A 25,921-nucleotide genomic window follows, 5' to 3' on the forward strand; every position below is an offset into this window, starting at 1 on the left:
TTGTCAGCTGTAAAGGAATTTACCTTGACGGCTGCGTGAAGGCAATCCGGCAGGAGGGCTACGGGATGAAAGCAAACGAACCAGACGCCTTGTCCAAGACGACCCGAATCAATCTACTATTTGATTTTTACGAGCCGCTCCTGACAGAGAAGCAGCGGACCTTTCTCAAATATTATTTTCACGACGATTTTTCGCTTGGCGAAATATCCGGGGAATTCGGCATTAGCCGCCAGGCGGTATATGAACATATCAAGCGCGCCGAAGCAGTGCTCGAAGGCTACGAGAGCAAGCTTAATCTGCTGTCTAAGCACGAGGAGCTGCAGCGGTTGACGGCTCTGCTTACGGAAAGCGTGAACGGGCTATCGATCGGAGAGCGGGAGCGGCAAGCACTGTTCGATGTCATTGCGCAATTTAACATAACGGAATAGATAAGAGAATGGAGGTGACGGTACATGGCAGCATTCGAGAGCTTATCGAGCCGGCTTCAGAACGTATTCAGCAAGCTGCGCGGCAAAGGCAAGGTAACCGAGGACGATGTGAACGAGGCGATGCGCGAGGTTAGGCTGGCGCTGCTGGAGGCGGACGTTAACTTCAAGGTCGTGAAGGATTTTATCGCGAAGGTGAAGGAACAGGCAATCGGCTTGGACGTATCCAAAAGCTTTACGCCCGGCATGGTCGTCATCGATATCGTTAACAAAGAGCTGACGGAGCTTATGGGCGGCACGCAGAGCAAGCTGGCGAAGGCGAATAAGCCCCCTACCGTCATTATGATGGCGGGCCTGCAGGGCGCGGGCAAGACGACAACGACGGGCAAGCTGGCCAAGCTATTGCAGAAGGGCAATCATAAGCCGCTGCTGATCGCCTGCGATATTTACCGTCCCGCTGCCATCAAGCAGCTGCAGGTTCTCGGGGAACAAATTAAGGCGCCCGTATTCTCGCTTGGCGATAAGACCTCGCCGGTCGAAATTGCGCGCGCCGGCCTCCAGCATGCGAAGGAGAACGGCAACGATTACGTGATCATCGATACGGCCGGCCGGCTCCATATCGATGAGGAGCTGATGGAGGAGCTGAAGCAAATCCATCAAATTACGAAGCCGGACGAGGTGCTTCTCGTCGTCGATGCGATGACGGGGCAGGACGCCGTCAACGTCGCGAAGAGCTTCCACGAGCAGCTTGAGCTGACGGGCGTCGTGCTTACGAAGCTGGACGGCGATACGCGCGGCGGTGCGGCGTTGTCGGTTAAGGCAGTTACGGGCTGTCCGATCAAATTCGCCGCAATGGGCGAGAAGATCGATTCCCTGGAGCCGTTCCACCCGGAGCGGATGGCTTCCCGTATTCTAGGCATGGGCGACATGCTTTCTCTGATCGAGAAGGCGCAGTCCAACATTGACGCGGAAAAAGCGAAAGAAATGGAACGGAAGATGCGCACTGCGGAATTCACGTTCGACGATTTTCTGGAGCAGATGGAGCAGGTTAGAAATCTGGGTCCGCTCGACCAAATCATGGATATGCTGCCCGGCATGAACAAGATGAAGGGCATGAAAGACATGAAGGTTGACGAGAAGCAGATCGGACGCGTCGAAGCGATCGTCCGTTCGATGACCAAGGAAGAAAAGCAGAAGCCCGAGCTGCTGAATCACAGCCGCCGCAAGCGGATCGCGGCGGGAAGCGGCACGACGGTAGTCGAGGTTAACCGCCTGATTAAACAGTTTGACGATATGAAGAAGATGATGAAGCAGTTCTCGTCCATGATCGGACCGAAAGGACCGAAGGGCGGCAAGAAGGGCCTGAAAGGCCTGCTCGGCAAAAATATGAAGTTCCCGTTTTAAAGCCTATATTTATTAGTTGAAGGAGGTGAATCATCATGGCAGTACGTATTCGTTTGAAAAGAATCGGTGCTCACAAGGCTCCATTTTACCGCGTAGTCGTATCGGATTCCCGTTCGCCGCGTGACGGACGTTTTATCGAAGAGATCGGCACTTACAACCCGGTTGCACAACCGGCTCAAGTTAAGATCGACGAAGAGAAAGCGCTGAAATGGCTGCAAACAGGAGCGCAAGCTTCTGATACCGTTCGCGACCTGCTTTCCAAAGCTGGCGTTCTTAAAAAGTTCCATGAGCTTAAGCAACAGAAATAACTGTTGAACGGCGGAGGGCTTTGTCATGAAGGAATTGATTCTTGTCATAGCGAGGGCTTTGGTCGACCATCCCGATCAGGTGCAAGTGCAGGTGAAGGATGACGACCGAAGCACGATATACGAGCTTTCGGTTCACCCCGAGGATATCGGAAAAATCATCGGCAAGCAAGGACGCATAGCAAAGGCGATGCGGACGGTAGTGACTTCCGCTTCCGTCAAATCGTCAAAGCGCGTCATCGTTGACATAATGTCTTAATACGCGCGAAAGCAAGGAAGGCCGGGATAAAATCCTGGCCTTTTTCTATGATAGATTGTAAGGAAGACTTCTGCCGTTGGCGCATGATTGGACGGCTTCGTTCTGGGACGTGGAACGGAGCCGTTTTTGCATGTATAATACGCTTATACACAAATGAAGGGCTGGTTGTCATGAACGAGAAATGGTTTACGGTCGGTAAAGTAGTGAATACGCACGGCATTCGCGGCGAGCTGAAGGTGCTGTCGCAGACGGATTTTGCCGATGTCCGCTTTGCCCCCGGGAGCAGGCTTCTGATGCAAAACGAAGAGAACGGCTCTTCGCTCGAAGTGAGGGTCGCGAGCTCCCGTGCCCATAAGAACGTATACATAGTAAAGATGGACGGCTTCAACGATATTAACCTCGTGGAGAAATATAAGGGCTGGGTGCTGAAGGTGTCGGAAGCCGACCGCGAGGAGCTGGACGAAGGCGAATATTATTATCACGAAATTATCGGATGCCGAGTCGTGACGGTCGAAGGGGAAGAACTCGGTGTCATTTCGGAAATACTAAGCCCCGGAGCTAACGATGTATGGGTCGTAGACCGTCCGAAGGGAAAAGGCAAGCCGATCCTTCTCCCAGTCATCGACGAAGTACTGGTTGGTGTGAACAAGGCGGACAAGCTTGTAACGGTCCGGCTGCTGGAAGGATTGATTTAACAGATGAAAATCGATGTATTAACCCTGTTTCCGGAAATGTTCGAAGGCGTATTTGGCGCGAGCATTCTCGGAAAAGCAAGAGACAAAGGAATTGTAGCGCTTGAAGCGGTGAATTTCCGGGAATATGCCAATAATAAGCACAATACGGTAGACGATTATCCGTATGGCGGGGGAGGCGGCATGGTGCTGAAGCCGGACCCCGTATTTGCGGCGGTCGAGGCGCTCCAGGTCGATGAGGCTGTCAGGCCGCGCGTCATTCTCATGTGTCCGCAAGGCGCCAGCTTCACGCAGCGGAAGGCCGAGGAGCTCGCGAAGGAGCAGCATCTCGTGTTCATTTGCGGCCATTATGAAGGTTATGACGAACGGATCCGCGAGCATCTCGTCACCGACGAGCTGTCGATCGGCGATTACGTGCTGACGGGGGGAGAAATACCGGCGATGGCGGTCATAGACAGTATCGTGCGGCTGCTGCCGGGCGTGCTGGGCAATGAGACTTCTGCGGTGACGGATTCCTACAGCACCGGACTGCTGGAGCACCCTCATTATACTCGGCCGGCGGAATTCCGGGGCTGGACGGTGCCTGACGTGCTGATTTCCGGCCATCATGCCAATATAGAGGTTTGGAGACGCGAGCAGTCGCTGCTGCGGACGCTGAAGCGCCGTCCGGACCTGCTGGAGCAGGCGGAACTTTCCGGCAAGGAGCGCAAGTGGATTGCGGAGCAGGCCAAACGGTTTGAAGGGCCTGCCGAAGGCTGACAGGATTGAACGAGGAAAAAGCGGCAGCCCCGCGAATGATCGGACAGGGGCCGCCGCTTACGCAAAGATTAGCTTATAATGGCGAATAAAAGTTCTGGGTATAATAGACTTGATAGCTTCCGCCGAACGCGACGCCCGTTCCCAGACGTTTCAGTTTGGGGTCTAGCAGCGCTTCACGGTGGCCGGTCTTGGAATTCATCCAGCCGTAATGGGCAAAAATCGCATTAGCGTAACCCGCGGCGATATTCTCGGCAGCTCTTTGATAGTTGACGCCTTTGTCCTTCATCCGGTCAAAGGGACTCTGCCCGTCGGGATTGACATGGGCAAAGAAGTCATTCGTCTTCATATCCGTACTGTGGCCTCTAGCTGCGGATGCGGCAAGCTTATCCCACTGCAGCAGCGCGATGCCGCGTACCTTGCGTTCCGCATTGGCCAGATCGAACACCTGCTGCTCGAAGGCCGTTTGAAGCTTATTCGTATACGCAGGCTTAACGGATTTTCCGGACGTTTGCTCCTTCATCCGCAGGATGCCGATAATTTTGCTGCCGTCATGCTTGTCCAGAAATAGGGTCGTTCGCTCCTTGTTTGCCGAATAAGCGTAATAGTCGTCTTTACTTTCCGGACTGACGACGGAGCCGGCAAGCTTCTTCGCTTCCGTGAGCGCAACACCCGGCTTGATGCCCTTTGCGCTGCTCCAGCTGCCTGCGGCATTCGAGAACTGGGCAGTTATCCGGTTATCCGAAACGCCGAACATCATGAACGCTCCGTAATTGCCGTCGTATACATACCAGGAAAAGCCTTGCTCTCCGGCATCGATGCGGGCCGGTTTGCCAAGCAGCTTCAGTAATTTATCCGCCGTGTCGCCGATTGCGATGCCGCCGAGCGTCGTTCCTTTGACTTCAACCTTCGCGGGCGACAAAGCGGCGGCATGCTGCTTCAGATTGTAGAAGAACGCCAGCGCCTCCGCTCGGGTCAGTTTGCCGCCGGGCATGAAGCCGCTGACGGTGGCGGCCGTACGGCCGTTGGAGATCCGTTCGGCCAGCAGCCATTCGATAGCGCTTTGCTCTGTAAACGCTTTTCCGTTAACGGCAGCTGCCATAAGCATAGCGGCTTGTCCGCGCCTGAAGGAGCCGCTGTCTTCGCTGAAGGTAAGAGGCCAATTCAGACGTTCCGCATAACCGTAATAAGGCGTAGACCAATCGCCGCCGGCTTGCGCCGATCCGCCCGCCAAACCGTATGAGCGCAGAAGCATGGCGAGAAATTCGGCTTCGTTCACAAGCTTGTCAGGCTTGAAGGATCCGTCGCCGTAGCCTTGCGCCAGCTTATGATCGACCGCCCAGGCGATATAGGAAGCCGCCCAATGACCGGCGGTGTCGTTGAACGTAAGCGGCAGCGCGCCTGCCGGCTGGACGGCGGCGGAGGCGAACAATAGCGAAGCGGCTACGATGCCAAGTTTAAGCTTCGTGCCTGCTGATTTTAAAAGAGAAATCGGAATCACCTCTATATTTGTCATAGAATGCCAAAATAAGTATACATGAATTGCTAGTCTAAAAAACGTGTTGTATTGTATCAATCTTTATGATAAAATTGCTAATGTTGTTTGTTAAGTCGGACGGTCCGCTATCAGCAATGACCCGGTTCATAGGAATTCGGCGAGCTTATAAGAACGTCTATGGTGGAAGGAGTGAATCAAATGAACCTATTGCAAACTATTGCGCAAGAAAACCTGCGTCAAGACCTGCCGAGCTTTCGTCCTGGCGACACGCTGAAAGTTCACGTTAAGGTTATCGAGGGATCCCGCGAGCGTATCCAGCTGTTTGAAGGCGTTGTTATCAAACGCCGCGGCGGCGGAATCAGCGAAACCTTCACCGTTCGTAAAATTTCTTACGGTGTAGGCGTGGAGAGAACCTTCCCGCTTAACTCGCCAAAAATCGAAAAAATCGAAGTGGCACGTCGCGGTAAAGTGCGTCGCGCGAAGCTGTACTACCTGCGTAGTCTTCGCGGTAAAGCTGCTAGAATTAAAGAAATTCGTTAAGATCAAACGACAAGAGGGGCTTGCTCAAACAAGCTCCTTTTCGTTTTTCCAATTGAGCCTCCGGATTTACATATCCAGTACAGGGAAAGAAGGCGAGCACAATGGACTCACAGCAGCGGAATGACGGATTGGAAACCGATGGCGTTCGGGAACCGGCCGAAACTCATGCGGAAGCCGACCGGCAGCTGCAAAGCCGAACGGCAGCACACGCGGCCAGACCGGGCAAGCAGAGCGTCGCATACAAGGAACTCGTGGAATGGATAAAGGCGCTGGTTATTGCGGTTGTGCTGGTGTTTTTGATCCGCCAGTTTTTGTTCTCGCCGTTTATTGTCGACGGACCGTCGATGCAGCCGAACTTCGAGACCGGCGAACGATTAATCGTGAACAAAATCATCTACGCCATACGCGAGCCGGAATTCGGCGAGGTTGTCGTGTTCGACGTGCCGGAGCAGGGACGGAAGTTCATCAAGCGCGTAATAGGCGTTCCGGGCGATACGATCCGGCTTGAGGGAGACGACCTTTACATTAACGACAAAAAAGTTGATGAGCCGTATATTAAAGAGGCGGTAGAAGCGGCTCACGCTAAAGGCGAATTGTATAACAAAGTTGGACCGGATTCCAACTACCCGAACGATATGAATCCGGAAATGACAGTGCCGGACGGCATGATTTTCGCAATGGGCGATAACCGCAGCAACAGCTCAGACAGCAGGGTCATCGGTTTCGTGAAGGATGAAGAAATCGTAGGACGGGCCGATCTGATCTTCTGGCCGCTGAACAAAATCGAATTCATTAAGCATTGGACCAAATGAGGTGTGATTGAATGACCATTCAATGGTTTCCTGGCCATATGACCAGGGCAAAACGGCAAATACAGGACAAGCTGAAGCTGATCGATCTTGCCATCGAACTATTGGATGCCCGGGTACCGTTGTCCAGCCGTAATCCGATGATAGACGAAATATTAAACGGAAAACCCCGATTGATTGTGATGAACAAATCGGATCTGGCCGATCCGAAAACGACCGAGCAGTGGATCCATTATTTCCGCAGCGAAGGGCATGAAGCGATCGCCATCGATTCGTCCACGGGTACGAGAGTGAACGAGGTTCCGCTTAAGGCCAAACAGATTTTGCATGAGAAGATTACGCGCCAAATCGAGAAGGGCATCAATCCGCGCGCTATCCGCGGCTTGATCGTCGGGATCCCGAACGTAGGGAAATCGACGCTGATCAATAAGCTGGCCGGACGCGCGATCGCGTTGACGGGAGACCGTCCGGGCGTGACGAAGGGGCAGCAGTGGATCAAGGTCGGCACAGAGATGGAGCTGCTCGATACTCCCGGCATTTTATGGCCTAAGTTCGAGGACGAGCTGGTCGGCTACCGCTTGGCGATGACCGGTGCGATCCGCGAGCAGATTCTGAATGTGGACGATATCGCCTTCTTCGCGATGCGCGAGATCGCCGACCGGTATTGGGAAGCGATACGGTCGCGCTATGAGCTGGAGACGCCTCCAAAGGACGTAACCGATTCCGATGAAATCGTCCGGATTATGGAAGATATCGGCCGCCGCCGCGGCTGCTTGCTCTCGGGCGGACGGGTCGATCTGGAGAAAACATCAGGCATTATTTTGCGGGATTTGCGCTCAGGCAAGCTGGGCCGGATTACGCTGGAGGCACCGCCGTATTAGGCTGTTTAGGAAATGGGGAGAGCGGAATGCTGGGGCACGAGCAATTATTGTGGGATGAAGGCTACCGGGCTATTGCGGGGGTTGATGAGGTAGGCCGCGGCTGCTTGTTCGGCGATGTGGTGGCGGCCGCCGTCATTTTGCCTCCGGGTCTTGTCATCGAAGGTGTGAACGATTCCAAGAAGCTGTCGGAGAAAAAACGGGACCAGCTTTATGAGATCATTTTGCGGGAGTGCATCGCTTGGTCGGCGGCCTGCGTTGACTCCGCCACGATTGACCGGATCAATATCAAGCAGTCCGCCAGGCTTGCGATGAAGCTCGCGGTTGAATCGCTTCAGACTGCGCCCGATTATTTACTGGTCGACGCGGAGAAAGTGGACGTGCCGATCGGCCAGTGTTCGATTATAAAGGGAGATGCAACAAGCCAGTCGATTGCGGCTGCGTCCATTGTTGCGAAAGTGACGCGCGACCGCCTTTGTTCAAGCGTTTGGGAGCAAGAGTATCCGTCGTACGGTATTGCAATACATAAAGGCTACGCCACGAAGCTGCACAGGGAAAGACTGATGGAGCACGGGCCAAGCCCGCTGCACCGCAAGTCGTTTTTGGGCAAGCTGTTCCCGGAGGAGCAGTTGGTATTGTTTTGAATCAGCGTTCATTTCATAGGCATGGAGGGAGACTCTTTGCGTGTGGAATGGGCGCTATTTTTATGCACCGGTACACAGTGGCAGGGAGAAGGGTTAATGCGGGAGACGTTACGGCCGATAAAAGAGTTATAGGCCAATTATGACTCGGCATCGGAGGCGGTAATTTAGGATGAATATCAGTCAAATGATGAGGAGCTTCCTGGGGGAGGCTTCAGCCTCGGACACGCGGTCGGTTGAGCTGAAGGCAGGCCAGATCGTCAGGGGCGTTGTATTGCAAGTAATGGAAAATAACGAAGCGTTCGTGCAGATTAATGGAATCCAGGTGAGGGCCAAGCTGGAGTCCCGGATGCATACCGGACAGAGCGCGATGCTTCAGGTGCAGCCGAATAAGAACGGCGGCGCACTGGTTACGCTGCGTCTGATTGAGCCCGGTGACGTCGGGCTGCCAGAGGACACATTTAAAGAATGGGCCAGACAGCTCGCCCTCCCGGAGCAGAAATGGGCGGTGGATATCGTCAAAGACCTGAGAAAGGAAGGTGTTATCCTGAACAGGGAGGTGGCGAAGGCGTTCCAGCAGGCTGCGGCGTTAATGCCGTCCGGGCCGGTTGCCGAGCAATGGATGCGGGCTTCCGCTGCGGTCTTTAAACGCGGACTGCCGATGACGCCGGCGGCAATAGGCGCCTTGCACCAAGTCATGTTCGGACGCGGTACGCACGAGCTGCTGGATACGCTTCAGAAGCAGCTTGCTTCGATGACGGACAATATCGCGGGCGGAAAAGAAAAAGCCGTTACGCAAGCTGCTGAGCGCTTAAAAAGCTTATTGGACGAAGGGGCGGAGCTTCTTCGCACGGCGTTTAAGGCTGCCGAAGCTTCGAACGCAAACGGCGGAAGCGGGAAAATGCGCGGTGCTGCTGCCGGCGCTGGGGCGCAAGTCTTCATCCCGGCAGGTACGCCAAATGCGGCTGCGGATCGCGCTCCGGAACCGGGTGTGCTGCGGGCGTTCCCGGCGCAGGGCAAGGCGGAAAACGAAGGAACGCAGCAGTCGCCGTTAATCGGGGATTCAAAGTCATCCGAACCGGTTGAAGCCGAAGCAAATTGGATCGGAAAAATGATGAAATGGCTCGGCGTGGAGCATGAGCATCAGCTCCTGAAAATCCCGCAGTCAACCACGCCTTCACGGATTGAAGGCGGCCAGGAGTCCGGGCAGGTTGCAGGAGGCGAGTCAGCGACGGGCCGCAGTCCCGGCGGACCATCTTCTGCTGCAGCCGGAACGGGAGCCGGATCCCTTCCTGCGGATATAGGGAATGCCGCTTCTCCTGCAGGTGCCGCGGCACATGTCCCCGCATCGTCCGCTGAGACGGGGGAGCAGCCGCTTTCGAGGCCGGCAGAGCATCGGAACGAACGGCTGCAAGCGGATGCTGCGTTTCAGCCGCCGGCAGTCATCGATCATCTTCGCGAACCGGACCCGGCGGGATCTGCAAGACAGAAATCGCTCAAAAGCGCGCTGCTGTCACTGATTGCGGCAGAGGATACGCCGCCTGCGCTCAAGGATACGGCCCAGCAGCTCGTACAGCAAATTACGGGACAGCAGCTTCTGCTGACGCCCGAGCGGAACAACTCGATGCTTACCCACGTCACGTTGTTTATTCCGCTCCGGAGCCAAGACGGAGACCAGTCGGCGACGGTGCATATCCAAACCCGACGCGGCCGCAAGGGCGAATTGGATGCGGACAACTGCAGGCTGCTGTTTAACCTGTCCATGCGAACGCTTGGCGAAACGATGGTAGACGTGCATGTCACGGATAAGATCGTCAGCCTGAATTTGTGGAACGATCATCCGGCCATTGCCGCATTAGCCGAGTCTTCGCGTCATGAAATATCGGCAAGCTTGCAGCAGGCCGGCTACCAGCTGCTGTCGCTGAGAACAACGCCTCTGCAGAGGCCAGGGGAGCAGGCCGCGGAGCCTGCAGCCGGGTCGGCGGCTCAGCAGCCGCCTGAACTGTCCGATTTTGCATCAAGCCGCTACAAAGGAGTGGATTTCCGCATATGAACGAAGAACGGACGGGCCGGGAGGAGCCAAACAATTTGAAAAAAGCGGTTGCCCTGAAATATGAGCCGGGCGAGCGCAGCGCTCCCGTGCTGGTCGCCAAAGGGAAAGGCCGGCTTGCGGAGCAAATTCTCGATCGTGCGAAGGAAAACGGCATTCCGGTTCAGGAGGATTCCTCGCTCGTCGAGGTGCTTTCCAAGCTGGATATCGATCAGGAAATTCCGCCGGAGCTCTACACGCTGGTGGCGGAAATCCTGAGCTTCGTTTACCGGTCGGACCGGGAAGCAGGGGGATTATACGATGAGTGATGCTTCTGTCGGCAGGAACCCGTCCAGAAAACTTACGGGGAAGATTGGCGAGGATGCAGCCTGCCGGTATTTGGAACAAGCGGGATATACGGTTGAGGAACGAAATTGGCGGTGCCGTTCGGGTGAGATCGATCTGATCGCTTATCGCGATGACCGGCTTATATTCGTCGAGGTTAGAACGAGAAGAGCTGGGGGCAGATTCGGAACGGCCGCGGAATCCGTCAACCGCAGGAAGCAGCAGCAGGTCAGGGAGACGGCATTAGTCTATTTGCGCAGTACCGGAAAAGCCGGTGTGCCGGTCAGGTTCGACGTCGTCGCGGTTCAGCTAAGCGCCGCAGGGGATACGGTTCTGGAGTGCAGGCATTACGAACATGCTTTTTAACATGAAAGGGGCAGTCTTCGCGCAAGCCGCAGGAAGTCTGCCCCTTACTCGTTCCTACCAGGCTGTCTGCTTCTCGACGCGCCGGTATTGAATCGCCTCCGCTACATGCTCCGCCTCCACATACTCGCTGCATTCCAAATCCGCGATTGTGCGGGCAAGCTTCAGCATACGGTCGTACACGCGCAGGCTGATCCCGAGCGCTTCGAATGCGTTAGCGAGCAGCTCCGAAGCTTCCCGCCTTAGCATGACCGAAGTTTTGAATGTTTTGACGTTTAATTCGTCTTCCGGCGAGAAGCCGAGAGAGGTCAGCCTGTCCCTATGAAAAGCTCTGGCGGATAGCACCATCTGCCTCATTTGGAAGCTGGTCAGGTGGAGGCCGTTTGGCGGGCCTTCAAAAGAAAGCGGCCGCGGTACCTCTACATGAAGATCGATCCGGTCGAGCAGCGGTCCCGAAATTTTGGAGCGGTATCGTCCGATCGCAATGGCGCTGCAGGTGCACTGCTTGTCGCCGTACTCGTGTCCGTAATAGCCGCAAGGGCAAGGATTAAAGGAGGCGGCCAGCATGATTTTCGCAGGGAACTGGAAGACGGCCTTGGAGCGCGAGATCGTCACGATCCGGTCCTCCAGCGGCTGCCGCAGCACCTCAAGCACCTGTCTCGGAAATTCAGGCAGCTCATCCAAATATAAAACGCCGCGATGCGCCAGCGTCACCTCGCCGGGCTTTGGCACCGAGCCGCCGCCGACCAGACCGCCTGAGGAGATCGTATGGTGCGGAGCGCGAAAAGGAGGCGTCGTAATCAAACCGCTTCCGGCATCCGTCAACTTCCCGGCGACGCTGTAAATTTTCGTTACCTCCAGCGCCTCCCGTTCCGTCAGTGGCGGCAGGATGCCGGGAAGACGCCGGATCATCATCGTTTTACCGGTGCCTGGCGGCCCGCTCAGGAGCAAATTATGTTTTCCGGCTGCGGCGATCAGCATGGCGCGCTTGGCCTGGTGCTGTCCGATCACGTCGCCGTAGTCCCCGCATCCGTTCGCTTGCTCATTCATATTCTGAACACCGTTGAAAGCTTGGCGGTTCACATGTCTGTCAACCTGCAGATGCTCCCAATCCTTGCTCCCGTTTTTGTTCGGATCAAGCTGATTCAAATGCGTTATCCCGAATAGCTCCATGCCTGAGATCCAGAGCGCTTCCTCCACATTTTCCTTTGGCAGCAAAACTCGCGTCAAATCGCTTTGCTTCGCCTGCTCCAGCATCGCAAGCACGCCGGATACGGGCCGTATATGCCCGTCCAGCGACAGCTCGCCGATCAGCAGCGTGCGCTCGAACGGTGTTAAACCGAGCTGTCCGCTGGCGGTCAGAATGCCAGCCGCTATAGCCAAATCGAAGGAGGTTCCTTCCTTTCGCAGATCGGCGGGCGCAAGATTGACGGTAATCCGGTCGAGCGGGAAGGTGAAGCCGCTGTTTTTTAATGCCGCCCGGACGCGCTCGACGGATTCCCGTACGGCGGGATCCGGCAGCCCGACGATATTAACTTGGGGTAAACCGCTGGCGATGTCTACTTCTACGGAAATTTTTTTACCGTCTACGCCGTATACGCTTGCGCTTTGAATGAAACTGAACACGACAAAAAGCACCCCTGTCTCAGAATGAAGGTGCTTCCTCACAATTCTTATTGTTTTGATGGATTGAGCTAATCATAATTCAGAACTTTTAAAATTGTCAAACTGCGGTGATTCATAGCGTAAATAAACGTTATTTAGGTCATACTATTTGGCGTGGTTTGTCAAAACCTAGCGTTTAATCTCATTTTGAGATGAAATCCATATCAAAAAAGACGTATTAATTGTTCGTGAAACTAAGGTAACAAATGGGGAAAGGTGCTACAATGATAGAGGTTTGTGTACATATGACTGAATTCAGTCTGTGAAATGGAGGATTTCAACAATGAATATCCATGAGTATCAAGGGAAAGCGGTCCTGAAACAGTATGGAGTAGTCGTACCAGAAGGTAAAGTGGCTTTCTCCGTAGACGAAGCTGTTGAAGCGGCTAAAGAGCTCGGCTCGAAGGTTGTCGTCGTGAAAGCGCAAATTCACGCAGGCGGCCGCGGTAAAGCGGGCGGAGTTAAAGTGGCGAAAAATCTCGATGAAGTGCGCGCTTATGCTAGCGAAATTTTGGGTAAAGTGCTCGTCACTCATCAAACCGGTCCGGAAGGCAAGGAAGTAAAACGCCTCTTGATCGAGCAAGGCTGCGATATTAAGAAAGAATATTATATCGGCGTCGTTCTTGATCGAGGTACAGGTCGTGTCGTTATGATGGCTTCCGAAGAAGGCGGTACGGAAATCGAAGAGGTTGCCGAGCATTCTCCGGAGAAGATTTTCAAAGAAATCATTGACCCGGCTGTCGGCCTGCAGGCATTCCAGGCGCGCAAGCTGGCGTACTCGATTAACATTCCTGGCGAGCTTGTGAACAAAGCGGTTAAATTCATGATTTCCCTATACACGGCATTTGTCGAGAAGGATGCATCTATTGCTGAGATCAATCCGCTCGTCGTAACCGGAGACGGACAAGTTATCGCGCTTGACGCGAAGCTGAACTTCGACTCGAACGCGCTGTACCGCCACAAGGACATTGTGGAACTGCGCGACCTGGAAGAAGAAGACGCAAAGGAAATCGAAGCTTCGAAATTCGACCTTAGCTACATCGCGCTTGACGGCAACATCGGCTGCCTGGTTAACGGTGCAGGCCTTGCTATGGCGACGATGGACATTATCAAATACTACGGCGGCGACCCTGCCAACTTCCTCGACGTCGGGGGCGGCGCAACGGCTGAGAAAGTAACCGAAGCGTTCAAAATCATTTTGTCCGACGAAAAAGTAAAAGGCATCTTCGTTAACATCTTCGGCGGCATCATGCGTTGTGACGTTATTGCCAACGGCGTTATCGAAGCGGCGAAACAAGTCGGACTTGACCGTCCGCTTGTCGTTCGTCTCGAAGGCACGAACGTCGAACTCGGCAAAGCCATATTGAAAGATTCGGGACTCAACATCGTGGCTGCGGATTCCATGGCGGACGGCGCGCAGAAGATCGTTGCTCTCGTGAAATAAGAAGACTTGCTGTGCGGAACGTCCGCATACGAATTCATTCAGGGGATGTGAGTTAAGAGTGAGCATTTTGGTCAATAAAGATACAAAAGTCATCACGCAGGGCATTACCGGCGCAACTGGCTTGTTTCATACAAAAGGCGCATTGGAATACGGTACGCAAATGGTTGGCGGGGTAACACCGGGCAAGGGCGGAACAAACGTCGACATTACTCTTGATAACGGAACGCTTGTATCCCTTCCTGTATTTAATACGGTTGCCCAAGCGGTAGCGGCTACCGGCGCCAACGCATCGGTTATTTACGTTCCGCCGGCATTCGCGGCTGACGCGATCATGGAAGCGGTTGACGCTGAGCTTGACCTCGTTATCTGTATTACGGAAGGCATTCCGGTTCTGGACATGGTTAAAGTTAAACGTTACATGGACGGAAGCAAAACTACGCTGATCGGTCCTAACTGCCCTGGCGTTATTACACCGGGCGAATGTAAAATCGGCATCATGCCTGGTTACATTCATTCGGCGGGCCACGTAGGCGTTATCTCCCGTTCGGGAACGCTGACATATGAAGCGGTTCACCAGCTGACTACGCGCGGAATCGGTCAATCGTCCGCAGTAGGCATCGGCGGCGACCCGGTGAAAGGCTCGGAGTTCATCGACATCTTGAACAGATTCAATGAAGATCCGGACACGTATGCAGTTATCATGATCGGTGAGATCGGCGGTACGGCAGAGGAAGAAGCTGCCGAGTGGATAAAAGCGAACATGAAGAAGCCGGTTGTCGGCTTCATCGGCGGCGCAACGGCGCCTCCGGGCAAACGGATGGGACATGCCGGCGCTATCATTTCCGGCGGCAAAGGCACTGCAGCCGAGAAGATCGCAACGCTTGAAGCTTGCGGCATCAAAGTTGCGCCTACGCCTTCCGAAATGGGCTCTACGCTCGTTAGCGTACTGGAAGAGCAAGGCCTGCTTGAAAAATGCATCACCCGCAAATAATTGAATAATCGATTAAAGGTAAGCAACCTTTCAACGAACCGATAACGGTAGTTGAAGGGTTGCTTTTTTTATACCATTCATAAATTTAACGGTTGACTTGCATTCTTGTTCCGCGTAACGCACAATAGATAAGAATGCGGGTTGGCCCGATAACCGAAGGGGCTGGTCAATTTGACGGAGTTCGCTGACATCCGCAGACAAATGATTATCGCTTTTCATGAAATTCCAGGCATCGGCTGGCATGCGATCCAGAAGGCGGTAAACCATCAATTCTGGCATAAACGTTCCTGGAGCCTGGAGGATTTATTGGCAATCGGCATGCACAAAAGTCAAGCATTAGCGGCGGCCGAACGATACGAGCAAAAGCCGTGGATATTGACGGAGGATCCTCCTGAGGCGATAGCGAAGGCGGGTGCGGTAACGCTTACGCCGTTCGACCGCGAATATCCGCAGCTGCTAAGAGAGACGCCGCAGCCGCCTTGGGTGTTGTATGCCAAAGGGAATTTGGAATTGCTGAAGCGACCGGCCGTTGCCGTCGTCGGCACCCGAGTTCCGACCGCATACGGCAGGCATGCCGCGGCGGCGCTTGCGGAAGAGCTCGCAGCTGCAGGCATCACCGTCGTCAGCGGTTTGGCCAAAGGCATCGACAGCAGAGCGCATGAAGCGGCTCTGTACGGTGCGGGCGGTACGATTGCTGTGTTGCCGACGCCGATCGATTCGTGTTATCCTTCGGAGAATCTGCCCTTATTCCGAAAAATAGCCGAACGAGGGCTGCTCCTTTCCGAAACGCCGATCGGCACGAAGCTGCACCCCGGTCAGTTTCCCCAGCGGAACCGGATTATTGCGGGGCTTACAGTCGGAACGGTCGTCGTGGAGGGCGCGATGCGAAGCGGATCGCTTATCACGGCCCAGCACGCCTCGGACATGTCCAGGGAGATTTTTGCGATTCCCGGCCCGATTACATCGCCGAAGAGCGAAGGCCCGAACGGACTGATTAAACGGGGGGAAGCGAAGCTGGTCAGCTGTGCCAAGGATATTGTGGATGAGCTTCATTGGCTCCCCGCTGCGCTTCAAGCAATGGGTATGCCGGATAAAAGCAAGGAACCGGATCGTACCGCAAACGGCGCGGCACTAACGGATGAGGAGAGCAAATTGTTAGGTTATTTGCAGGAGCAGCCTCTTTCAATAAACGAATTACATGAGCTGACAGCGATTCCGTTTGGACATTTGAACGCACTTCTGCTAAATTTATGTATAAAACGGAAAGTCGAACTGCAGCCGGGTTCCATATATATGGCTTTATAGTACGCAGTGGAGAGAGGAGGCGCCTTCAATGGCAGATTCATTAGTTATCGTCGAATCCCCAGCAAAAGCAAAAACGATTGGCAAATATTTGGGAAGCAAATATATCGTCAAGGCATCGATGGGTCATATTCGCGATTTGCCAAAAAGCCAGATCGGCGTCGAGGTTGAAAATGATTTTAATCCCAAATACATAACGATACGCGGCAAAGGCAGCGTTCTTAAGGAATTGAAGGATGCCAGCAAAAAAGTTAAACATGTCTATCTGGCGGCGGATCCGGATCGCGAAGGAGAAGCGATAGCCTGGCATCTGGCACACTATTTGGACTTGAACGAAACGGATACCTGCCGCGTCGTATTTAATGAAATAACGAAACAAGCGGTGAAGGACGCCTTCAAGACACCGCGCAAGATCAACATGGATCTGGTGAACGCCCAGCAGGCAAGACGGATTCTGGACAGATTGGTCGGCTACAAAATCAGTCCGTTATTATGGAAGAAAGTCAAAAAGGGGCTGTCGGCCGGCAGGGTGCAGTCCGTTGCGGTCAAGCTCATTATCGATAGGGAAAATGAAATCGATGCATTCGTTCCCGAAGAGTACTGGTCGATTACCGCCAAGCTGAACCACGCCGGCATTCCGTTCGAAGCCAAGTATTATTCGATCAAGGGCGAGAAGAAAGAGCTCGGAAACGAAAGCGAGGTTCAAGAGGTGCTCGTCGCGATGAAGGGGAATCCGTTCACCGTGTCTGAGGTTCGCGAGAAGGAGCGTCAACGTCATCCGGCGCCTCCTTTCATCACCAGCTCCCTTCAGCAGGAGGCGGCCCGCAAGCTCGGGTTCCGCGCGTCTAAGACGATGTCGGTTGCTCAGCAGCTGTACGAAGGCGTCGAGCTGGGCAAAGAGGGAACTGTCGGTTTAATTACGTATATGAGAACGGACTCAACGCGTATTTCCCCTGTGGCTCAGGAAGAAGCAAAGGAGTACATTACGGATAAATACGGGGCGGAATACAATCCCGAGCAGCCGCGCATCTATACGAAGAAAAACTCCAATGCGCAGGATGCCCACGAAGCGATCCGGCCGACCTCGATTTTGCGCGATCCGGAATCTATGAAACCGTTTCTAAGCAGAGATCAGCTCCGGCTGTATAAGCTCATATGGGAACGTTTCGTATCCAGTCAAATGCAATCGGCGATTTTGGACACGATGACCGTTGACCTGCAAGCGGGAGATACCGTCTTCCGGGCTGCGGGCTCCAAGGTGAAGTTTGCCGGTTTTATGAAGGTTTACGTAGAAGGCAATGACGACGGCACCGTCGAAGAACATAAATTTTTGCCTCCGCTCGCAACCGGCGACGTCATTAAGGCCGAAACGATCAATCCGAAGCAGCATTTCACCCAGCCGCCGCCGCGGTATACGGAGGCCAGGCTGGTCAAAACGCTGGAGGAGCTCGGCATCGGCAGACCCAGCACTTATGCGCCGACGCTGGAAACGATCCAAAAGCGCGGCTATGTGGCCATCGAAGAAAAGAAATTTATGCCGACGGAGCTGGGGGAGCTTGTCATTCAGCTTATGGAGGAGTTTTTTCCCGAAATTCTCGACGCCGAATTTACGGCCAATATGGAAGGCAATCTCGACCATGTCGAGGAAGGTACGGAGGACTGGGTGAAGGTTCTAGCCAAATTCTACGAATCCTTCGAGAAAAGGCTGGAAGTAGCCGAGGACGAGATGAAGGAAATCGAAATCCAGGACGAGGTATCAGATGAAATTTGCGAGAAATGCGGCCGCCATATGGTATACAAAATGGGCCGTTTCGGCAAGTTTCTAGCCTGCTCCGGCTTTCCGGACTGCCGCAATACGAAGCCGATCATCAAGGATATCGGCGTGACGTGCCCGAAATGCGCGGAAGGCAAAATTATCGAACGGCGCAGCAAAAAAGGCAGAATCTTTTATGGCTGCGACCAATACCCCGGCTGCGATTACGTATCCTGGGACAAACCGACGGGCAAGCCTTGTCCGCAATGCGATTCCATGCTTGTAGAGAAACGGAACCGGAGCGGCGTCAAGCTGTTGTGCCCGAATTGCAGCTATTCCGAAGAAGTGCCTGAAGAAGAAGATCAGGAGCTCGAGCTCGATAACAGATAAGCGGACATCGGCTTAGAGCGATAGCCGCCTGCCGCGACAACTGAACGTTCCGGAACACACAAGCGCCGTCCTCCCTTCACAAAGGGAGGACACCGTCGTTCTATGAGGTTTCCGTATGTAAGCATAGACCTTATGAATTTTATTTTGAAAGGATTGACCATTTTGTCACAGCCACAAACAGTAACCGTCATCGGAGCAGGACTCGCGGGAAGCGAGGCTGCTTGGCAAATCGCCTCACAAGGAGTGCCCGTCGTACTGTACGAGATGCGTCCGGTTACGAAAACGCCTGCACATCATACGAATCAATTCGCCGAGCTGGTATGCAGCAACAGCTTGAGGGCGAACGGCCTGACCAATGCGGTCGGCGTATTGAAGGAGGAAATGCGCAAGCTCGATTCGCTAATTTTAAGCTGCGCCGACAAGCATGCCGTACCGGCGGGCGGCGCTCTAGCCGTTGACCGCGACGGGTTTTCCGGAGAGGTTACACAGCGGCTTCGCGAGCATCCGCTGATTGAAGTCCGCAACGAGGAAGTGACGGAAATACCGGAGAACGGAATCGTTGTAATCGCTACAGGTCCGCTTACGGCACCGGGACTTTCCGCACAGATCCGCGAACTGCTGGGCGAAGAATATTTTTATTTTTACGATGCAGCCGCTCCGATCGTGGAGAAGGACTCCATCGATATGAGTAAGGTTTATTTGGCTTCCAGGTACGACAAAGGCGAAGCGGCCTACTTGAACTGCCCGATGACGGAAGAGGAATTCGATCGATTCCACGAAGCACTTACAACGGCTGAAACGGCCGAAGTGAAGGAGTTCGAGAAGGAAATTTATTTCGAAGGCTGCATGCCGATCGAAGTGATGGCAACCAGAGGTAAGCAGACGGTGCTGTTCGGGCCGATGAAGCCTGTCGGCCTCGTTAATCCGCATACGGGCAAGCTGCCTCATGCGGTTATTCAGCTGCGCCAGGATAACGCCGCGGGCACGCTGTATAATCTGGTAGGGTTTCAAACCCATTTGAAATGGGGAGAGCAAAAACGTGTATTTTCGCTGATACCGGGACTTGAGAACGCGGAATTTGTCCGTTTCGGCGTCATGCACAGGAATACGTTTATCAATTCGCCGCGTCTTCTTGAGCCTACTTATCAACTGAAAAGTCGGAATACACTGTTTTTTGCGGGACAAATGACCGGGGTTGAAGGCTACGTGGAATCGGCCGCATCCGGGCTTATCGCCGGAATGAATTCAGCCCGTATGGCGCGCGGCCTCGAACCGCTCGTTCTGCCGGAGCAAACGACGCTTGGCAGCATGGCCAATTATATTACGACCGCGGATTTCAAGCATTTCCAGCCGATGAATGCCAATTTCGGGCTATTCCCGCCGCTGGAGAAGAAGATTCGCAATAAAAAAGAAAAAAACGAAATGATCGCAAACCGTGCCCTCGATCGTATCGAGCAATTTAAACGGGAACATTTGCAGTAATCGGGCGTAAAAGACGGAAAGCGATATTTCAAAATATAAGGATTTAGAAGTTTAAAGGAGGCAGAGCCATGGAGATGCAATTTCACGCGACTACGATTTGTGCAGTACGGCATGAAGGGAAGGGAGCGATCGCCGGGGACGGTCAAGTTACCTTCGGCAACAGCATGGTCATGAAGCATCAGGCCAAAAAAGTAAGAAGGCTCTATCGGGGGCAGGTCATTGCGGGCTTTGCGGGTTCGGTTGCCGACGCGATTACGTTATTCGAGAAGTTCGAAGCGAAGCTGGAGGAGCATCACGGCAATCTGCAGCGCGCGGCGGTCGAGATGGCGAAGGACTGGCGCTCGGACCGCGTGCTTCGCAGGCTTGAAGCGATGATGCTCGTCATGGACAAAACAGGACTGCTGCTCATTTCAGGCAACGGCGAAATTATCGAGCCGGATGACGGTATTTTGGCGATCGGCTCCGGCGGCAGCTTCGCATTGTCCGCGGCAAGAGCGTTAAAGCGCCACGCTTCCGGCATGGAAGCTAAGGATATAGCGAAATCTGCGCTCGATATTGCGGCGGAAATTTGCGTCTACACGAACCATAATATTATAGTGGAAGAGATCGTATAAATAGTTTTAGCGTCGGACTAATGGATCAGCAGCTATTAAAGTTCATATGAATATGAGGATAGCGGAGGGATTTTAGAATGGGAAATGATGCCTTGACGCCGCGCCAGATCGTAGCGGAGCTCGATAAATATATCGTCGGCCAGAAATCGGCGAAACGTTCGGTAGCGATTGCGCTCCGTAACCGTTACCGCAGAAGCTTATTGGATGAAACGCTGCGCGATGAGATCGTTCCGAAAAATATTTTGATGATCGGGCCGACAGGCGTCGGTAAAACGGAAATTGCCCGCCGCCTGGCGAAATTGGTGAAGGCTCCGTTCGTCAAGCTTGAGGCGACGAAGTTTACCGAGGTCGGCTATGTCGGCAGGGATGTAGAATCGATGGTCCGCGATCTTGTGGAAACCGCGATCCGGATGGTAAAAACGGAAAAAACGGAAAAGGTGAAAGACAGGGCGGAAAAGCTGGCAAACGAGCGGATCGTCACGCTGCTTGCCCCATCCGCCGCTAAAGCGAAGCAGCAAAAAAATCCGTTTGAAATGCTGTTCGGCAATCAGCAGCAAGCCCAGGATACGAAAGAGGACTCGGAAGCCGATCAAGGCTTGGCCCAAAAACGCTCGATGATTAGAGAGCAGCTTGCAAGCGGCCAGCTCGAGAACGAAATGATCGAGATTGAAGTAGAGGATCATGCGCCGAGCATGATGGATATCCTCTCCGGTCAAGGACCTGAAGGAATGGGCATGAATATGCAGGAGCTGTTCGGACAGCTGATGCCGAAGAAACCAAAGAAACGCAAGCTTCCGGTAAAGGAAGCGCGCAAAGCGCTTACGCAGGAGGAAGCGAACAAGCTGATCGATATGGACGATGTCATTTCCGAATCGATCACCCGCGCTGAGCAGTCGGGTATTATTTTCATCGATGAAATCGATAAAATCGCAAGCCCTTCCCGCGGTACGGGACCCGACGTGTCAAGAGAAGGCGTGCAGCGCGATATTTTGCCGATCGTCGAGGGCTCTACGGTCATGACGAAATACGGCCCGGTAAAAACCGACTACGTATTGTTTATCGCTGCGGGCGCCTTCCATGTTTCCAAGCCTTCGGATCTGATCCCCGAGCTTCAAGGCCGATTCCCGATCCGTGTGGAGCTGACCAGCCTAAGCCTTGAAGATTTTGTCAGCATTCTGAAAGAGCCTAAAAATGCGCTAACGAAGCAATATTCGGCGCTTCTGCAGACGGAAGGCATCGAGATCGAGTTTTCCGAGGAAGCGATTCGCGAGCTGGCTTCGATTGCCGCAGACGTTAACCGCAATACCGAAAACATTGGCGCACGCAGGCTGCATACGATTTTGGAGAAGCTGCTTGAGGATTTATCCTTCGAAGCGCCGGAATTGTCGCTTGACAAAATGACGATTACACCGGAATATGTGAGGGAAAAGCTTGTAACCATTGCGCAAAATCGAGATTTGAGTCAATATATATTGTAGTTGTGAAGAGTTTTGGGAGGCATTGGAATGACTTTACTTACGAAGACAAGGACGCTGAACCGGCTTCTGCAGCGTGCAGCCGGGAAAGCGCTCAGTTTCAGGGAAATGGCGGAAGTGCTGTGCACGACCATCCAAACGAATGTTTTCGTCGTCAGCCGGAAAGGGAAGGTGCTCGGAAGCGCCGCGGTAGATATATACGACCATGATTTCATTCGTTCGCTATCCGCAGAGGAGCTGCGGTTCCCTCATGAAAGCAACGCACGGTTTCTTGATATGCAGGAATCGGTTACGAACGTCGTTCCCGATCCCGGCGTCTATGAAACGTTTTCGAAGCTGGGAGACCAGGAAATTATGACAGTCGTACCTATTATCGGCGGAGGAGACCGTCTGGGGACATTGGTGCTGACACGTATTTCGGGCTCTTTTGACGATGACGATCTCGTATTGGCCGAGTATGGCTCCACAATCGTAGGCATGGAAATTTTGCGCGAACGCGCCGATGAGATTGAGCAGGAGGTTCGCAGCCGTGCCGTTGTTGCCGTGGCAATCGGTTCCCTTTCGTTCAGCGAACTGGAAGCGGTCGAGCATATTTTTGAAGAGCTTGACGGGAAGGAAGGTCTGTTGGTCGCTTCGAAAATTGCCGATCGCGTTGGCATCACTCGTTCCGTGATCGTAAACGCCCTCCGCAAGCTGGAAAGCGCGGGCGTTATCGAGACGAGATCGTTAGGGATGAAAGGCACGTATATTAAAATTTTAAATCATCAGCTGCTGCAAGAGCTGGACAAAATGAAAAATTGAGATTTTGTTAACAATGAGAAAAAAGCCCTATCTTTGTACAAAGATAGGGCTTTTTTCTCATTGTAATAAATTAGGGAATTGTTGAATATTATCATGTGGCAAAAATCGACACATCTATCTCATTTTTTTAATTTATGTGTCGAACGAAGAAGGAATAAGGAAAATTCTGTTGAATACGTAAAGTAGACTTACATACGAAAGTGGTGAAAAAAGACGTGAATTTGTTGAATGGCGCAGCTTTCGGAAGACTCGAAAGTGCTGTGTATGCTGCGGAAATGCGGCAGCGCGTCATATCGAACAACGTGGCCAATGCCGATACGCCGCATTTCAAGCGATCCGAGGTTTTATTTGAAGAACTGCTGGAGCAAGCGGCAGGGGGTCTGCAGCCTCAGCATTTGTCCGGCAAGCGGACGGATGAAAAACATAGGGCTATCGGGATCAGTTCCGCTAACCTTCCATTCCCCAAAGTGAAGACCGATAAAACAACCGCGATGAACAACAATGAGAATAATGTCGATATCGATCGCGAGATGTCTTTATTGGCCAAAAATCAATTAAGCTATAACCTCTATGTTCAGCAGATTAACCACGAAGTAAGAATGATGCGCACAGCTATAGAAGGGAGAGCATAATTTGTGAAGCTGTCAACAGGATTCGATATTAGTGCTTCCGCCTTAACAGCGCAGCGGTTTCGCATGGATGTCATTTCGTCGAATATCGCAAATGCAGAAACGACAAGGGGCAGCTTCGTTAACGGCCAGTTTCAGCCTTACAAGCGGAAAATGGTCGTGGTAGAGCCGATGCAGCCATCCTTTTCCAGCATTCTTGCCGGACAGATAAACGGAGGCTCGGCTGCGCAAGGCGTCAAAGTGACTGCCATCAAAGAGGATCAGTCTCCGAATAAGCTCGTTTATAACCCGACTCATCCCGATGCGGATGCGAACGGATATGTGAACATGCCGAACGTCGACGTTACGAAGGAAATGGTTGATATGATCGCGGCATCACGCTCATATGAGGCTAACGTCACGGCATTGAACGCCACGAAGGCGATGTTCGTAAAAGCGCTTGAGATCGGCAAATAAAGCGATCATTTTGTAATGAAATGGAGGGAGCTTGATGATTCAGTCGTTGTCGCTCGGTCAAGTCGGCCCGGCAAAATTATCGGAGGCTAAGCCGTTACAGCAAGCTACGGCAGCTGAGCTTACACAGTCGTTCGGGCAATACCTGCAAACCGCAATCGATAATGTGAGCGCTCAGGAACAAAACGTACATACCATGAACGATAAATATTTGCTTGGGCAAGCAGACGTGACGAAGGTATTAATTGCATCCGAGCAGGCTCAGCTCAGCTTGCAGCTTACGTCTCAGGTGCGAAATAAAGTGATAGAGGCCTATCAGGAAATCATGCGGACGCAAATCTGATCTTACATTTGACCTGGCATGGAATGGAATTGGGTGAGGTGACGACGTGAACGAAAGAATCGCCCAATATAGAGGAAGGCTCGCTCAGTTCTGGGGCCAAATGGGCAGAAAACAAAAAATATGGCTGGGGGCGTCGCTTGCGGGGTTATTGTTAACGGTCATACTGTTAACGATCGTGTTCACCAGAACGGAGTATGAAATCGCATTTCAAAATCTCGATACGACTGACGCCGCGGCCATCATGAATTATTTGGACGGCAGCGGAATACCTTACGAGCTCAGCAACAACGGAAAAAGCATCTCGGTGCCGAGCACAGTGGCTGCACGGATTAAAGTGGACGTAGGCTCGCAAGGCCTTGTACAGAACGGCTCCATCGGTTTTGAGGCATTCAATGCAAGCTCATCGCAATTCGGAGTGACGGAAAACGAATTTAATGTCAAATACTTGAACGCGTTGAACGGGGAAGTCCAACAGCTGTTGAATGCGATGCAGGGCGTAGAAAGCTCGAAGGTGCTTATCAATTTGCCCGAGGAAAGCGTGTTTCTGTCGCCTGAAGATGAAGAAACGGCGTCCGCTTCGATCATGATGCAATTCGCAGCCGGCTACCGGCCTAGTCAGAAGGAAATCGACGGTTATTATAATTTGGTCAAAACGGCAGTACCTAAGCTGGCGGTGCAGGACATCACCATTTCCAGCCCGCAGGGCGAACTTACATATTCCGAAGCGGGAGGGGTCGTCGCAGGCAATACGGATGCTGCGGAATCCCACTTCCAAATTCAGCGAAAGTACGAAGCGGAGCTGAAAAAAAATATTCAGCAGTTTCTCGGTCCGATCGTCGGTCCCGAAAATTTGGTCATCCAGGTTTCCAGCAGCATGAACTTCGATTCAAAGAAGACCGAGGAAAGCCTGGTACGCCCGCTCGAAAATAACAACAATAACGGAATCGTTATTAGTGAAGAAATTAATAACAGCTCCTCCACCGGCAGCAGCGGTCAAGCTGGCGGCGTGGCGGGAACCGGCGAAACCGACATTCCCGGCTATGAAGCTTCGAATGCGGGTGAGAGCACATCCGAGACGAGCTCGCAAATCCGGAATTATGAAGTCGACCGGATCAACAACAGTATCATATCCGGACCGTTCGTATTAAAAGACCTTAATATTAATATCGGCATCGAGCAATCGCAGCTGAATGCTGAAGGCAGCAGAGAAGCGATAATGACCTATTTGACCGCGCTGGTAAGAGCGCAATTGGCCGATTCCGGTCAGGATGTCAATGACGATGAGCTTATGGCCAAAAAAGTTGCGATCATCGCAAGAAGCTTTTCGGGCAGCGATTCCGAAAGCGATAATGCGGTTCTTACGATGCCTTGGATCGTCGGATTGGGCGTTGCGGCGCTCACGGTAATCGGCGGTCTCGTCTTCATGCTCGCACGCAGACGCAAGAAAGCCATGGAAGAAGAAGAGCTCGAAGCGGAAGAGGCACCTGCAAAAGTCGAATATCCGACGCTCGATCTGGACAGCGTGAGCAATGAAAGCCAGGCGCGCAAAAACCTGGAAATGCTCGCAAAACGCAAGCCGGATGAGTTTGTCAATCTGCTTCGCACATGGCTTGTTGACGAATAGGAGTGGTTCAA

The 25,921-nt window shown here is 53.1% G+C and carries 27 protein-coding genes; 25 read left to right on the forward strand and 2 right to left on the reverse strand.

Going from position 1 to position 25,921, the window contains the following annotated elements:
* Positions 1 to 65: 65 nt before the first annotated feature.
* The 6 genes from KP806_RS03065 (at position 66) to trmD (ending at position 3,844) form a co-directional block, all read left to right on the forward strand.
* The gene (locus KP806_RS03065) at positions 66 to 428 is read left to right on the forward strand and encodes a putative DNA-binding protein (RefSeq protein WP_224722064.1); all 363 of its coding nucleotides are present in this window, start codon (positions 66 to 68) and stop codon (positions 426 to 428) included.
* Positions 429 to 452: 24 nt separating this feature from the next.
* Positions 453 to 1,829, forward strand: a complete 1,377-nt coding sequence (gene ffh, locus KP806_RS03070) for a signal recognition particle protein (protein ID WP_224722065.1) — start codon at positions 453 to 455, stop codon at positions 1,827 to 1,829.
* A gap of 35 nt (positions 1,830 to 1,864) precedes the next feature.
* Positions 1,865 to 2,137: a 30S ribosomal protein S16 gene (rpsP, locus tag KP806_RS03075; protein ID WP_053375694.1), complete on the forward strand. Its 273-nt coding sequence runs from the start codon at positions 1,865 to 1,867 to the stop codon at positions 2,135 to 2,137.
* Positions 2,138 to 2,162: 25 nt separating this feature from the next.
* The gene (locus tag KP806_RS03080; RefSeq protein ID WP_224722066.1) at positions 2,163 to 2,393 is read left to right on the forward strand and encodes a KH domain-containing protein; all 231 of its coding nucleotides are present in this window, start codon (positions 2,163 to 2,165) and stop codon (positions 2,391 to 2,393) included.
* A gap of 170 nt (positions 2,394 to 2,563) precedes the next feature.
* Positions 2,564 to 3,088, forward strand: a complete 525-nt coding sequence (rimM, locus tag KP806_RS03085; protein WP_224722067.1) for a ribosome maturation factor RimM — start codon at positions 2,564 to 2,566, stop codon at positions 3,086 to 3,088.
* Positions 3,089 to 3,091: 3 nt separating this feature from the next.
* Entirely contained in the window at positions 3,092 to 3,844 is a 753-nt protein-coding gene (gene trmD, locus KP806_RS03090) for a tRNA (guanosine(37)-N1)-methyltransferase TrmD (protein WP_224722068.1), read from the forward strand.
* A gap of 73 nt (positions 3,845 to 3,917) precedes the next feature.
* Here the strand turns inward: trmD and KP806_RS03095 are convergent, their stop codons facing one another.
* Complete coding sequence (locus tag KP806_RS03095) at positions 3,918 to 5,342, reverse strand: CAP domain-containing protein (protein WP_224722069.1); 1,425 nt, start codon at positions 5,340 to 5,342, stop codon at positions 3,918 to 3,920.
* A 195-nt stretch (positions 5,343 to 5,537) separates the two neighbouring features.
* Between KP806_RS03095 and rplS the strand changes: the two genes are divergently transcribed.
* The 7 genes from rplS to KP806_RS03130 all read left to right on the forward strand — a co-directional run bounded on the left by rplS (position 5,538) and on the right by KP806_RS03130 (position 10,947).
* A complete protein-coding gene (gene rplS, locus KP806_RS03100; RefSeq protein WP_190864013.1) occupies positions 5,538 to 5,879 on the forward strand; it encodes a 50S ribosomal protein L19 in 342 nt (113 codons plus the stop codon).
* 101 nt (positions 5,880 to 5,980) lie between these two features.
* Entirely contained in the window at positions 5,981 to 6,691 is a 711-nt protein-coding gene (gene lepB / locus KP806_RS03105; protein ID WP_224722070.1) for a signal peptidase I, read from the forward strand.
* An 11-nt stretch (positions 6,692 to 6,702) separates the two neighbouring features.
* A complete protein-coding gene (ylqF, locus tag KP806_RS03110) occupies positions 6,703 to 7,569 on the forward strand; it encodes a ribosome biogenesis GTPase YlqF (RefSeq protein WP_224722071.1) in 867 nt (288 codons plus the stop codon).
* 26 nt (positions 7,570 to 7,595) lie between these two features.
* Complete coding sequence (locus KP806_RS03115) at positions 7,596 to 8,210, forward strand: ribonuclease HII (RefSeq protein WP_224722072.1); 615 nt, start codon at positions 7,596 to 7,598, stop codon at positions 8,208 to 8,210.
* Positions 8,211 to 8,379: 169 nt separating this feature from the next.
* On the forward strand, positions 8,380 to 10,260 hold the full coding sequence (fliK, locus tag KP806_RS03120) for a flagellar hook-length control protein FliK (RefSeq protein WP_224722073.1): 1,881 nt from the start codon (positions 8,380 to 8,382) through the stop codon (positions 10,258 to 10,260).
* The gene (locus KP806_RS03125) at positions 10,257 to 10,565 is read left to right on the forward strand and encodes an EscU/YscU/HrcU family type III secretion system export apparatus switch protein (RefSeq protein ID WP_224722074.1); all 309 of its coding nucleotides are present in this window, start codon (positions 10,257 to 10,259) and stop codon (positions 10,563 to 10,565) included. Before fliK ends, KP806_RS03125 begins: the two co-directional genes overlap by 4 nt.
* Complete coding sequence (locus KP806_RS03130) at positions 10,558 to 10,947, forward strand: YraN family protein (protein ID WP_224722075.1); 390 nt, start codon at positions 10,558 to 10,560, stop codon at positions 10,945 to 10,947. The genes KP806_RS03125 and KP806_RS03130 overlap by 8 nt, the downstream gene beginning before the upstream one ends.
* 54 nt (positions 10,948 to 11,001) lie before the next feature.
* On the opposite strand, the gene KP806_RS03135 is transcribed toward KP806_RS03130, so the two are convergent.
* A complete protein-coding gene (locus KP806_RS03135) occupies positions 11,002 to 12,570 on the reverse strand; it encodes a YifB family Mg chelatase-like AAA ATPase (RefSeq protein ID WP_224722076.1) in 1,569 nt (522 codons plus the stop codon).
* Positions 12,571 to 12,892: 322 nt separating this feature from the next.
* Between KP806_RS03135 and sucC the strand changes: the two genes are divergently transcribed.
* From sucC to fliF, 12 genes are all read left to right on the forward strand, one after another.
* Positions 12,893 to 14,053 (forward strand): ADP-forming succinate--CoA ligase subunit beta, encoded by a 1,161-nt coding sequence (gene sucC, locus KP806_RS03140; RefSeq protein ID WP_224722077.1) that lies wholly within the window; start codon positions 12,893 to 12,895, stop codon positions 14,051 to 14,053.
* A gap of 58 nt (positions 14,054 to 14,111) precedes the next feature.
* Positions 14,112 to 15,044, forward strand: a complete 933-nt coding sequence (gene sucD, locus KP806_RS03145; protein WP_224722078.1) for a succinate--CoA ligase subunit alpha — start codon at positions 14,112 to 14,114, stop codon at positions 15,042 to 15,044.
* 171 nt (positions 15,045 to 15,215) lie between these two features.
* A complete protein-coding gene (gene dprA, locus KP806_RS03150) occupies positions 15,216 to 16,349 on the forward strand; it encodes a DNA-processing protein DprA (protein WP_224722079.1) in 1,134 nt (377 codons plus the stop codon).
* Between the two features lie 28 nt (positions 16,350 to 16,377).
* Positions 16,378 to 18,489 carry a type I DNA topoisomerase gene (gene topA / locus KP806_RS03155; protein WP_224722080.1) on the forward strand — a complete coding sequence of 704 codons (2,112 nt, stop codon included), beginning with the start codon at positions 16,378 to 16,380 and terminating at the stop codon, positions 18,487 to 18,489.
* Between the two features lie 162 nt (positions 18,490 to 18,651).
* Complete coding sequence (gene trmFO / locus KP806_RS03160) at positions 18,652 to 19,971, forward strand: FADH(2)-oxidizing methylenetetrahydrofolate--tRNA-(uracil(54)-C(5))-methyltransferase TrmFO (protein ID WP_224722081.1); 1,320 nt, start codon at positions 18,652 to 18,654, stop codon at positions 19,969 to 19,971.
* A 68-nt stretch (positions 19,972 to 20,039) separates the two neighbouring features.
* Positions 20,040 to 20,585 carry an ATP-dependent protease subunit HslV gene (gene hslV, locus KP806_RS03165; protein ID WP_224722082.1) on the forward strand — a complete coding sequence of 182 codons (546 nt, stop codon included), beginning with the start codon at positions 20,040 to 20,042 and terminating at the stop codon, positions 20,583 to 20,585.
* Positions 20,586 to 20,662: 77 nt separating this feature from the next.
* Positions 20,663 to 22,063, forward strand: coding sequence for an ATP-dependent protease ATPase subunit HslU (gene hslU / locus KP806_RS03170; RefSeq protein WP_224722083.1), 1,401 nt, complete (start codon positions 20,663 to 20,665; stop codon positions 22,061 to 22,063).
* Positions 22,064 to 22,090: 27 nt separating this feature from the next.
* Entirely contained in the window at positions 22,091 to 22,861 is a 771-nt protein-coding gene (gene codY, locus KP806_RS03175; RefSeq protein WP_224722084.1) for a GTP-sensing pleiotropic transcriptional regulator CodY, read from the forward strand.
* Positions 22,862 to 23,076: 215 nt separating this feature from the next.
* Positions 23,077 to 23,493, forward strand: a complete 417-nt coding sequence (gene flgB / locus KP806_RS03180; RefSeq protein WP_224722085.1) for a flagellar basal body rod protein FlgB — start codon at positions 23,077 to 23,079, stop codon at positions 23,491 to 23,493.
* 3 nt (positions 23,494 to 23,496) lie between these two features.
* Positions 23,497 to 23,946 carry a flagellar basal body rod protein FlgC gene (gene flgC, locus KP806_RS03185; protein ID WP_224722086.1) on the forward strand — a complete coding sequence of 150 codons (450 nt, stop codon included), beginning with the start codon at positions 23,497 to 23,499 and terminating at the stop codon, positions 23,944 to 23,946.
* Between the two features lie 34 nt (positions 23,947 to 23,980).
* Positions 23,981 to 24,286 carry a flagellar hook-basal body complex protein FliE gene (gene fliE / locus KP806_RS03190; RefSeq protein ID WP_224722087.1) on the forward strand — a complete coding sequence of 102 codons (306 nt, stop codon included), beginning with the start codon at positions 23,981 to 23,983 and terminating at the stop codon, positions 24,284 to 24,286.
* Positions 24,287 to 24,332: 46 nt separating this feature from the next.
* Positions 24,333 to 25,910: a flagellar basal-body MS-ring/collar protein FliF gene (gene fliF, locus KP806_RS03195; protein ID WP_224722088.1), complete on the forward strand. Its 1,578-nt coding sequence runs from the start codon at positions 24,333 to 24,335 to the stop codon at positions 25,908 to 25,910.
* Positions 25,911 to 25,921: the final 11 nt, after the last annotated feature.

Source organism: Paenibacillus vietnamensis, from assembly GCF_020169515.1.
GTDB lineage: Bacteria > Bacillota > Bacilli > Paenibacillales > Paenibacillaceae > Pristimantibacillus > Pristimantibacillus vietnamensis.

Excerpts from the sequence above, each read along its gene's own strand:
- KP806_RS03065 (WP_224722064.1), top strand. The coding sequence starts at position 66 with ATGAAAGCAAACGAACCAGACGCCTTGTCCAAGACGACCCGAATCAAT.
- ffh (WP_224722065.1), top strand. The coding sequence starts at position 453 with ATGGCAGCATTCGAGAGCTTATCGAGCCGGCTTCAGAACGTATTCAGC.
- rpsP (WP_053375694.1), top strand. The coding sequence starts at position 1,865 with ATGGCAGTACGTATTCGTTTGAAAAGAATCGGTGCTCACAAGGCTCCA.
- KP806_RS03080 (WP_224722066.1), top strand. The coding sequence starts at position 2,163 with ATGAAGGAATTGATTCTTGTCATAGCGAGGGCTTTGGTCGACCATCCC.
- rimM (WP_224722067.1), top strand. The coding sequence starts at position 2,564 with ATGAACGAGAAATGGTTTACGGTCGGTAAAGTAGTGAATACGCACGGC.
- trmD (WP_224722068.1), top strand. The coding sequence starts at position 3,092 with ATGAAAATCGATGTATTAACCCTGTTTCCGGAAATGTTCGAAGGCGTA.
- rplS (WP_190864013.1), top strand. The coding sequence starts at position 5,538 with ATGAACCTATTGCAAACTATTGCGCAAGAAAACCTGCGTCAAGACCTG.
- lepB (WP_224722070.1), top strand. The coding sequence starts at position 5,981 with ATGGACTCACAGCAGCGGAATGACGGATTGGAAACCGATGGCGTTCGG.
- ylqF (WP_224722071.1), top strand. The coding sequence starts at position 6,703 with ATGACCATTCAATGGTTTCCTGGCCATATGACCAGGGCAAAACGGCAA.
- KP806_RS03115 (WP_224722072.1), top strand. The coding sequence starts at position 7,596 with ATGCTGGGGCACGAGCAATTATTGTGGGATGAAGGCTACCGGGCTATT.
- fliK (WP_224722073.1), top strand. The coding sequence starts at position 8,380 with ATGAATATCAGTCAAATGATGAGGAGCTTCCTGGGGGAGGCTTCAGCC.
- KP806_RS03125 (WP_224722074.1), top strand. The coding sequence starts at position 10,257 with ATGAACGAAGAACGGACGGGCCGGGAGGAGCCAAACAATTTGAAAAAA.
- KP806_RS03130 (WP_224722075.1), top strand. The coding sequence starts at position 10,558 with ATGAGTGATGCTTCTGTCGGCAGGAACCCGTCCAGAAAACTTACGGGG.
- sucC (WP_224722077.1), top strand. The coding sequence starts at position 12,893 with ATGAATATCCATGAGTATCAAGGGAAAGCGGTCCTGAAACAGTATGGA.
- topA (WP_224722080.1), top strand. The coding sequence starts at position 16,378 with ATGGCAGATTCATTAGTTATCGTCGAATCCCCAGCAAAAGCAAAAACG.
- hslV (WP_224722082.1), top strand. The coding sequence starts at position 20,040 with ATGGAGATGCAATTTCACGCGACTACGATTTGTGCAGTACGGCATGAA.
- hslU (WP_224722083.1), top strand. The coding sequence starts at position 20,663 with ATGGGAAATGATGCCTTGACGCCGCGCCAGATCGTAGCGGAGCTCGAT.
- codY (WP_224722084.1), top strand. The coding sequence starts at position 22,091 with ATGACTTTACTTACGAAGACAAGGACGCTGAACCGGCTTCTGCAGCGT.
- fliE (WP_224722087.1), top strand. The coding sequence starts at position 23,981 with ATGATTCAGTCGTTGTCGCTCGGTCAAGTCGGCCCGGCAAAATTATCG.